This is a genomic window from Kamptonema sp. UHCC 0994, assembly GCF_029167235.1.
Lineage (GTDB): Bacteria > Cyanobacteriota > Cyanobacteriia > Cyanobacteriales > Microcoleaceae > Kamptonema.
This window is the reverse complement of record NZ_JARFTR010000181.1, coordinates 1-9032: the sequence shown is the minus strand read 5'-3', so window position 1 is coordinate 9032 and position 9032 is coordinate 1. Positions and strand designations below refer to the sequence as shown.

The window sequence follows — 9032 nt, the reverse complement described above, 5'->3', positions numbered from 1 at the left end:
AACTTTATTTGTTGAACGTAACGCCGCCTTCTAGGCGGTGCCCTAACCGCCTAGAAGGCGGCGTTACGGATATCTGTCCTAACTGACGAAAGCGGTTGCTATATCTAGTAATAATCTTCAATTTTTCATAGAAACCCGGTTTCTTTGGGTAAGCCCTGTAACAGTTAACAGTTAACAATTAACAATTAACAATTAACAATTAACTTCTGGCAAAATCAACATCGCATCGCCAAAGGAATAGAAACGATATTGATGCGCGATCGCCTCCTCATACAACTCAAACAACCGCTGCCTCCCAATCATCGCACTGACCAACATCAGCAAACTAGAACGGGGCAAGTGAAAATTTGTAATTAGCCCCTCTACCACTTGCCACTGATAACCGGGATAAATAAATAAATCCGTATGTCCGCAAAAAGCTTGTAGCGACGGCAAATTTTGCTTTTGCGCTGACGCTGCGGCTCCCTCCAGAGCCCTCACTGCCGTCGTACCCACTGCAATAATCCGACCACCATTTGTCTGAGTCTGGCGAATTTTGTCTGCCGTTATCGCGGGTACTTCCACCCATTCTCTGTGCATCTTGTGAGTAGTAACATCCTCTACTTCCACCGGTCGAAACGTCCCCACCCCAACGTGCAGCGTCACAAAAGCTTGCTCGATGCCCTTCTCCTGTAATCCTTTAAGCAATTCATCAGTAAAGTGTAGCCCAGCAGTCGGCGCTGCGATCGCCCCCAATTTCTCAGCATAGATCGTCTGATACTGTTCCCCTAAAGCCTGAGAATTCTTAATATAAGGCGGTAACGGTACGTAACCATATTCCGGCAACAATGGCACCAGAGACATTCCAACAGGCACGTCAAACTGCAACAGCCGCCCCCCAGTTGCCTCATCCCTTTCCAAAACCGTTGCACTCAATGGCTCAGAATTAGAAATTTCCTCTGGATTCAGCGGCTCAAACTCAATTCTAGCTCCAGGTTTCAAGCGTTTTCCCGGTTTAACCAAAGCCAGCCAGCAATTGTGTTCTCGCTCTTCCATTAGCAATGCTTCCACCGGGTAGCCATTAGGTTTGCGGCCTTTGAGCCTAGCTGGGAGCACGCGGGTATTATTGAGAACCAGTAAATCTCCGCGCTTCAGAAAGTTCGGCAACTCCCGGAAAATGGAATGCTGGTGGCTATGGGGAGAATCCACCACCAGTAAACGAGAGCTATCCCTTGGTACAACTGGATTTTGGGCAATTCGTTCGGGGGGTAGTTCGTAGTTGTAAGCCTCTAATTTCAAGTCTAAGGACGGATCGATTTCTGTCATTTCTTATATCTCTGTAAAATAAATCTGTAAACTTAGCGACATAATTGGGTAAAACCCCCCATCCAAAGTCGGGGGCTTCTCCCCTAGCGGTGGAAGCTAAAGTCCACGAATATAAAAGTATAGCGTCGGCTTCTCACCTCAAGGAGAGCTATGGAATACCTCTACTACATTGCGAATACCAGTCTCACTCTTCGGGTGGTTGATTACCTCCGAACCCCCAGAGACCTACCGGTTCAATTTATCACTGTCATTCATCAGATTGATGGTTGGGTGGTGAAAGTAAAAATGAGTCAATATTTAACTCCTCAGCAGCACGGAGATTTCCGAGCTTTTATGAATGAACTGGGGATACCTTACGAACCAGAAATTCGTATGCAAATGGCACTTTGGAGCTTGGAAACAGGACAGTCACCTTTGAGCGTCATGCGGCGTTACCAGGTGGCAGTTGTTTGTCATGGCAGTCCCGATCGTAAAGAAATTGAAGCGTTTCGTCAGCAATTTGTCAAGGGACTGGGATACTGCCCGGAAACTCTTGCTTAAACAAATTAAAAATTAATAAGTGGTATTTCCTATTCCCTTTAATTTTTAATGGCTAAAGGCTGACTGGATATACTCTTGCAGAGTAAGACACCAAGACTCTACTATAACTGGTTCACCGATCGCCACAGTTAAGCTAGATTTTTGCTGACGATCTGATTGTAAAGGTTCGCAACAGACGAGAGCAACATCAAATCGGCAAGGGTAATCTGCTAATTCTGGGCGATCGCTTAAAAATATTTCTGCCGCTTGCCAAAGTTTTGCTTGCTTTGTAGCATTAACAGCAAGCATTCCATCAGCATCCCAATTTCTCCGACGACGAGTTTTAACCTCTACAAAGATTAAAGTTGGTAATTGGTAATGGGTAATTGGTAATTGGTAGTTGGTGATTGTGCTCCTCTCCCCCGCTCCCCATCTCCCCTGCTCCCCATCTCCCCTGGCGATCGCGATCGCGTCTATTTCCCCGTAGCGACACCGCCAACGCCGATGTAAAATTTCCCAACCTTGCGCCTCCAACCACTGCGCGACTAAGTTTTCTCCCAAATTACCAATATAGTTGGCAGTTGAGGATACGGCGGTAAAGTTAGCAGGAGAATTTGCTGAACTCACCCGATCGTTGCTGAGCTTTACACGCTTTCTGGTAGAATTAAAAGTTGATCTATCACCGCTTCCCATTAGCTTTTAATTCCATGATTTCTAGTATTCGCCAACATATTTATACCTTTTTGTTCAGCTTAGTTCTTTTATCTGCCGTCAGTCTGGTAGCAATTGCTATTAATCCGCTGCCTGCCTTGGCTCTAGATTACAACAGAGAAGCGCTAATTGGTGCTGATTTCTCTGGGCGCGATCTCACTGACGCACAATTTACTAAGGCGAATCTCCGCAGCAGTAATTTTAGTAATGCAAATTTGCAGGGTGTAAGCTTTTTTGCTGCAAATATGGAGGATGCCAATTTTGAGGGTGCTAATCTTAGAGGGGCTACTTTGGATTTAGCGCGGATGATTAAAGTTAATTTAACTAATGCTGTCCTTGAGGGAGCTTTTGCTTACAATACCAAGTTTGAAGGGGCGATCGTTAACGGTGCTGATTTTACAGATATACTAATCCGCGATGATATGGTAAAAAAGTTGTGTAAAGTGGCGCAAGGAACTAATCCAGTTACGGGTAGGAATACTCGCGAAACTCTGTTTTGCGATTAGTTAATACCAACTCTAAGAAGTATTGCTAGAATCCTGATGTTGGGTTTCACTTCGTTACACCCAACCTACTATTTTTAACGTTGCAGAACTTTTTAGAATTGGTATAATTTTGCGATCGCACGACTGATTACTTTTCGTAAAAAGGGCAGCGATCGCATGGCCCCTCTGGATTAACCGCACAGCGAATGATCTCCGATCGCGCACTATAGCGACAACTAGCATCGCCTATAACCCAGTGTCCCTCTACAAAACTCTTCTCTGTAGGCCGTTGTGCAGACTGCACGTACAAGTCAATTTTTTGCAAGCGATAGCGCCCCGATCGCAATTGATAGCGATGATGGCGTTCTAAAACAGCATAAGTTTGACCTTTTAAATCGAGATAATTTCCCGGTTGCGGTGTCCAATCAAGCTGAACGCTTCCCAGAGATTGGCGCGGGTGAGTAAGTATAACCTCTGTCGGTAGAGTTTCTTGTTCCATCTGCTATATGTTCTATAATATTGCTGACTACAGGTCAAAGCGATAAAAACATTTTAACGCAGATCGAGGTTAACTTTTAACCATTAACTATTAAAAATTAACTCTTACCAATTAGTATACTTTTGATTATCAGACATAAAAACAACAGAAATTGTACCGTTTTATACTATAATAAGGGCTATCGCTTAAGTAGTCGGACATAAATAAACGCAACCATGTCCGAAGCGAAGGTCACGATAGTGAAGTGAAGCATAAGCCCTTCGGGCAGGCTATGCCAACGCAGGGGTTTGGGATTGCTTCGGGATTAGTTTGCTTCGCTTCGCTCGCAACACCCTCAGATTGCTTCAGATTGCTTCGTACCTCGCAACGCTTCGCGCCTCGCAACGCTTCGCGCCTCGCAACTGCGCTTCGCTTGACGCGCTTCGCTTGGCTCGCAATGACATTATTTATTTTTGTCCAACTACTTATAGGTAAATACCTGTTTTTGAAATGACGGAAATTGTATATCTTGCTGTTAATGGTACTTTAATGCGCGGGTTAGAGTTGAACCCTAACTTATTAGCAGTTGGCGCTAGCTTTGTGCGAGAAACAGTAACGGAACCCAGTTATCGCTTGTGGTCAATTAATGATTGTCATCCTGCTATGCTGCGAGTTGCAGATGGGGGAGTTGCGATCGCAGTTGAAGTTTGGGCCATACCTGCTGATGGTATCAGCCAAATATTATTAAAAGAACCCGCTGGATTATGCGTAGGCAAAGTACGTTTAGCTGACGGCGAAGAAGTTCTAGGAGTTTTAGGCGAAGCTATTTTATGTGAGGGACAACGCGAGATTACGGAATGGGGTGGATGGCGAAAGTACCTAGTTGCGCTTCAGCGCTCTTGATGCGATTAACGAAGGAAAACTGCCCTAAGTATGGAAAGAGGCACTAAATTTTAACGGCGTTGCTGGATTAAGGTATGATTTAGCGATTGAGCGATCTTCGTCTCCCTCGATCGTAATGATTAATTGAATAGGGAACGGGAACACTATTAAACTTAAGATAGTGAATGAGTAATCGAATTGAATGTTTGAGCATTTGTTCTGACGCGAGAATAACACAGAGTTTTTCTTTTTAAGCGAGCTAGATAATGTCTGAGTCTTGTATTTTCTCCTTCTACTCTCGATCGATCTCTATCATACCTCAATCCAGCAACGCCCGGCGATCAATACCACACACTCAGCGGGGCAGTGAAAAGGATTGAACGCGAACACTTACCCCTAGCAAAGAATGTGTTAGGAAAATGAGCAGCTAAAGGCACTTGAGGGGTTTGAGTAGCAATCGTGCAGAAACTTACGCTAAAGCTGAAACTTTAGACCACACTAAGAACGGCAAGACTTCCACAGGTAAGCAAAAGTTCAAGTGTAAACAATGTTCTAAAACTTTCAGCATCTAATTTATTCAGCCTAGTAATTGCCTAGGCGGGTTTTCGCTTCCCGCCTAGGCAACCTACAAAGGGGAAATCAAGACTATACAAGATTAACTACTATGCGAAATTAGTAACCCTGTCCTATCAAGTAGTCTGCAAGCGATTCAACTGTAGCGCTAGCATTACCAGCGATTTGGGTTCCAAGGTGGGTTCCAATTATAATTGTTTGTTTAGTTGCGGATGCAACAACTCCATCTTTGTTCATTCTTGCATACATTGAGCGATCTTCCACCCGTGTAAGTACATATTTTTTTTCATTAAAAGTAATACCGTGCTCATAGGCTTTATCTCTCGCCTCATCATTACCCTTCAGTACATCAGATAATACCTTCCTTTCATTTGCTGAGAGTTCAAATCCTTTACTATTCGCCCATATACTCTTACCATCGCAGCTAATAATAGCGGCTTGAGCTATGTGCCCCGACCCAATAAGCGAAACATCAATGTAATCTTGCCAGACATGGTTAGACATAAATCTGATTTTCCATGTGTATATAAAAACATTTAAAATGTTAGCACTACTAAGAAAGGAATGCAAGGACAGTTAAAACAGTTAAAAAATATTTAATAAAAATTTTAGGTTTCGAGAGCATAGATTCTCATTCTCATACGATTAACTCCCAGTCTCCCGGTGCGATCGCCCGCTCTTGTAGGTCGGGTTGAAGGATGAAACCCGAAACCCATCGCTACTTCTCCACCTCAACCCTGTGCGCTCAACCCATCGAGTCATGTTTGGTTTCACATTACCTTGATTCACAAGTAAGAACGTGACAAGCTCGGCGTTGCTGATTTACGGTATGAAACGTTAAATATGCTCGTCATAGAAACCAGTATCCACAAAGCTTTTGGATTTTCAAGTGATTTTTTTCATACCCTGATTAAGCAACGCCATTTTAACTATTCAATGCTTTGAATAATTGCGTCGCCGTTGTCGTCCAGCCAATGATACCACCTTGGGCGCGAATCATCTCTAAAGTAGCTTGTTTAAACTCAGGAAAATAGCTAGCAGTGGCATCTTCTATTAACAGACATTCATATCCTCTGTCATTAGCTTCACGCATAGTTGTTTGTACGCAAACCTCTGTTGTCACTCCCGCAAAAATCAAGTGAGTAATGCCTTTTTCCTGCAACATAGATTCTAAGTTAGTGCGAGAAAAAGCACCTTTACCTGGTTTTGAAAGCGCAATTTCGCCCGGTAGCGGCGTTAACTCTGGTATGATACCATTTCCCGCTTCGCCTAACACGAGAATGCGACCCATTGGGCCGACATCTCCGATAGTTAATTTACCTTTTCCCCGTTTAATTTTAGAGACTGGACAATCCGACAAATCGCTATTATGACCTTCGATGGTATGAAAAATAGGAAGGTTAAATTTGCGAAATTCATCTAATAATTGCTTAACTGTAGGCACAATTGATTGCAGAAGCGTGACATCATTTCCTAATATTTCTCCAAAACCTCCTGGTTCTAGAAAATCTCGCTGCATATCAATGACAATTAAGGCGACACTGTTTAGATTTGGCAATTCATAGTCATAGGGTTTAGCTGGGATAGAAATCATTTTATCACCTCTAGTTTTAAGCTTTAAGAAAGTATCTGTAACGCCGCCATCTTGGCGGTATCTTTACCGCCGGGACGGCGGCGTTACAAATTGATAGTTCCAGATGCAAGATTAATGTCCGGCCATATAGTGACCTATTTCGTGAATATCGACATCTGCAATCGGACTTTCATAAACCAGTTTACCCCCAGACATCACCACAATTCTGTCAGCCAATTTCAACAACTCATCCAAATCTTCACTCACTAATAGTACACCAACACCTTCATTTCTTGCCTCAACTAACTGCGAGTGAATGTAATCAACCGCCGCGAAATCTAACCCAAAACAAGGATTAGCTGCAATTAACAGATTAATGTTATGATTTGAAAATTCCCTTGCTAGTACAGCCCGCTGTACATTACCACCAGAAAGATGACTAATGGGCGTATCTACCGAGGGAGTTTTTACCGAAAACTTCTCAATTAAAGCCATTGCAGCTAGTCGAATTTCCTTCAAAATCAGAAACAAATTGCCTTTAGCCATTGGCGCACGGTCGAACTTTCGCAAGGCCATATTGTCGCCAACACTCATTTGAGGAACGCAAGCATTTCGTAGTGGTTCCTCTGGTAAGCAAAAAACCCGATGTTTGACTATTTCTGGACGAGTTGCTTTATAAACTTCCCCATTCACCATTAATAGTCCAGATGTCGCAATTCTCTGTCCTGCTAACACCTCTACTAATTCTCGCTGACCATTGCCAGAAACGCCGGCAATCCCGACAATTTCTCCCCTCCTAACTGTCAGATTTACAGATTTCACAGCAGCCAGTCCGTTGTCACCATTAGCACAAATATCTTCAATTTTGATGACAGGTTCTCCCGGAAGTTCGGCAAGTTTTTCTATTTGAATGGCGTTGCGTTCCTCACCCAACATCATCTTAGCCATTTCGGAAGTAGATAAGTCTTTAACTGACCCACTACCTGCAAATTTTCCCCTTCGCAAAACCGTAACTTCATCGGCAAATGATGTTACCTCCCGGAATTTATGGGTAATAAGTAACACGCTTAAACGTCCCGCACTGACTTCTTGTTTGAGTAAACCTAAAACTTCATCCGCTTCGTCTGGCGTGAGTACAGATGTGGGTTCATCTAGAATGAGAAACCGATTTTTGAGGTAGATTTGTTTGAGGATTTCTACCTTTTGCTTTTCTCCGGCTGCAAGTTGATTTGCTGGTTTGTACAAATCAACTTTGAAAGGTGCAGTTTCGAGAAATGCTGCTAATTGTTCATATTCAGCTTTCCAGTTAATCACGTTAGGAGTATCTGGTCGCGTCAGCACTAAATTTTCTGCTACTGTCATTGATGGAATGAGAGTAAAATGCTGATATACCATGCCAATACTGTATTGATAGGCATCGTAGGGACTGTGAATAGTGCGCGGTTCTCCATCAATTATAATCTCTCCACTGTCAGCAGTGTAGAAACCCATGATACATTTTACTAATGTACTTTTACCCGCACCATTTTCACCTAGTAGAGCGTGAAAAGTTCCTGGTTTCAGCCGTGTTGAAACATTGTCAAGTGCTAAAAGCGAACCAAATCGCTTGGTGATATTTACCAATTCGATATCTGGTGGTTGAGGGAGTTTTGAAGTTTGAGTTTTGAGTTCTGGATTTGGAATTTCTAGCATGGTTTTGCTCCTTGAATTAAAAAAGGTTGATTTTGAAATAACTATTGTTTGATGGTGCTAATTAATGCTTCCGAATCAGCGACAGCACCGAAAACGCCGCCTTGCATTTTAATCATCTTGAGTGCGGCCAGATGATTGCCATAATCTGTTGCACCGGTGCAGTCAGAAAGTAGCAAACATTCGTAACCTCTATCATTTGCATCCCGCATTGTTGTGTGGACGCAAACATCAGTTGTTATTCCTGCCAGAATAATATTTTGGATGCCTTTACGCCTTAGTAACATATCGAAATCTGTCGCGTAAAAAGAACCTTTTCCGGGTTTATCAATCACAGCTTCTCCAGGTAAAGGCGCAAGTTCAGGAATAATTTCCCATCCAGGTTGACCGCGAATTAAAATTTTCCCGCAGGGGCCAGAGTCGCCAATTCCTGCGCCAATTCTACGACTTCTCCACTGTTTATTTTCTGGCAAGTCTGATAAATCGGGGCGATGTCCTTCGCGGGTGTGGATGACATGAAAGCCGAGATTTCGTACTATTTCTAATACCTTTTTTATCGGTTCAATAGGTGCGCGGGTCAGCGACAAATCGTAACCCATTTTATCTACATAGCCGCCAACTCCGCAGAAATCTATCTGCATATCAATAATTAGCAGCACTGTATTTTCTGGGCGCAAATCACCGTTAAATGGATATGGATAGGGTTCAGATTCAACAAAACGTCCCATAAAAAATTTGAGATTGTAGTTTGCGAGTGAACATCACTAACCTTTATAAAACTTACACGGGCTCGATGTAACGCCGCCATCTTGGCGGT

General features: G+C 43.2%; 10 protein-coding genes and 1 pseudogene. 3 read left to right on the top strand and 8 right to left on the bottom strand.

Translation table 11 applies throughout. The features are described 5' to 3' along the window. Positions 1 to 192: 192 nt before the first annotated feature. Positions 193 to 1305, bottom strand: coding sequence for a tRNA preQ1(34) S-adenosylmethionine ribosyltransferase-isomerase QueA (gene queA / locus PY364_RS16880; RefSeq protein WP_275524221.1), 1113 nt, complete (start codon positions 1303 to 1305; stop codon positions 193 to 195). A gap of 150 nt (positions 1306 to 1455) precedes the next feature. Here queA and PY364_RS16875 point away from each other — a divergent pair, with 150 nt between their 5' ends. After that, positions 1456 to 1845, top strand: a complete 390-nt coding sequence (locus PY364_RS16875) for a hypothetical protein (protein WP_275524220.1) — start codon at positions 1456 to 1458, stop codon at positions 1843 to 1845. Between the two features lie 45 nt (positions 1846 to 1890). Here the strand turns inward: PY364_RS16875 and PY364_RS16870 are convergent, their stop codons facing one another. Continuing rightward, positions 1891 to 2517, bottom strand: a complete 627-nt coding sequence (locus tag PY364_RS16870) for a YraN family protein (RefSeq protein ID WP_275524219.1) — start codon at positions 2515 to 2517, stop codon at positions 1891 to 1893. A 14-nt stretch (positions 2518 to 2531) separates the two neighbouring features. Here PY364_RS16870 and PY364_RS16865 point away from each other — a divergent pair, with 14 nt between their 5' ends. Continuing rightward, entirely contained in the window at positions 2532 to 3041 is a 510-nt protein-coding gene (locus PY364_RS16865; protein WP_275524218.1) for a pentapeptide repeat-containing protein, read from the top strand. 127 nt (positions 3042 to 3168) lie between these two features. Here the strand turns inward: PY364_RS16865 and PY364_RS16860 are convergent, their stop codons facing one another. Beyond that, the gene (locus tag PY364_RS16860; RefSeq protein WP_275524217.1) at positions 3169 to 3519 is read right to left on the bottom strand and encodes a DUF6464 family protein; all 351 of its coding nucleotides are present in this window, start codon (positions 3517 to 3519) and stop codon (positions 3169 to 3171) included. A 489-nt stretch (positions 3520 to 4008) separates the two neighbouring features. Between PY364_RS16860 and PY364_RS16855 the strand changes: the two genes are divergently transcribed. Beyond that, on the top strand, positions 4009 to 4401 hold the full coding sequence (locus PY364_RS16855) for a glutamyl-tRNA amidotransferase (RefSeq protein ID WP_275524216.1): 393 nt from the start codon (positions 4009 to 4011) through the stop codon (positions 4399 to 4401). 79 nt (positions 4402 to 4480) lie between these two features. Here the strand turns inward: PY364_RS16855 and PY364_RS16850 are convergent. From PY364_RS16850 to PY364_RS16830, 5 genes and pseudogenes are all read right to left on the bottom strand, one after another. Next, a pseudogene (locus PY364_RS16850) lies at positions 4481 to 4682 on the bottom strand (hypothetical protein); the annotation flags it as partial. A 370-nt stretch (positions 4683 to 5052) separates the two neighbouring features. Continuing rightward, entirely contained in the window at positions 5053 to 5457 is a 405-nt protein-coding gene (locus tag PY364_RS16845) for a profilin (RefSeq protein WP_275524215.1), read from the bottom strand. Positions 5458 to 5878: 421 nt separating this feature from the next. After that, on the bottom strand, positions 5879 to 6547 hold the full coding sequence (locus PY364_RS16840; RefSeq protein WP_275524214.1) for an isochorismatase family cysteine hydrolase: 669 nt from the start codon (positions 6545 to 6547) through the stop codon (positions 5879 to 5881). A 111-nt stretch (positions 6548 to 6658) separates the two neighbouring features. After that, a complete protein-coding gene (locus PY364_RS16835; RefSeq protein ID WP_275524213.1) occupies positions 6659 to 8218 on the bottom strand; it encodes an ABC transporter ATP-binding protein in 1560 nt (519 codons plus the stop codon). 41 nt (positions 8219 to 8259) lie between these two features. After that, entirely contained in the window at positions 8260 to 8943 is a 684-nt protein-coding gene (locus PY364_RS16830) for an isochorismatase family cysteine hydrolase (protein WP_275524212.1), read from the bottom strand. Positions 8944 to 9032 lie beyond the last annotated feature (89 nt).